Source organism: Pseudoduganella guangdongensis (genome assembly GCF_009857475.1).
GTDB lineage: Bacteria > Pseudomonadota > Gammaproteobacteria > Burkholderiales > Burkholderiaceae_D > Rugamonas > Rugamonas guangdongensis.
On sequence record NZ_WWCJ01000083.1, the window covers coordinates 1 to 255 of the forward strand.

The following is a 255-nucleotide window of genomic DNA, read 5'->3' on the forward strand; positions in this document are numbered from 1 at the left end:
CGCACTTGTTCAGGAACACGATGATGTAAGGAACGCCAACTTGGCGGGCCAGCAGGATGTGCTCGCGGGTCTGTGGCATTGGGCCGTCAGCTGCGGAGCAAACCAGGATCGCGCCGTCCATCTGCGCAGCACCGGTAATCATGTTCTTGATGTAGTCGGCGTGGCCTGGGCAGTCAACGTGAGCGTAGTGACGGTTGGCGGTCTCGTACTCAACGTGTGCGGTGTTAATGGTAATGCCGCGTGCTTTTTCTTCTG

At 58.0% G+C, this 255-nt stretch carries 1 protein-coding gene; it reads right to left on the minus strand.

Features of this window, described 5'->3' with window-relative positions; genetic code table 11:
- Positions 1-255: GTP-binding protein (locus GTP41_RS26955; RefSeq protein WP_229503108.1), on the minus strand; the 255-nt coding region annotated here is incomplete at both ends.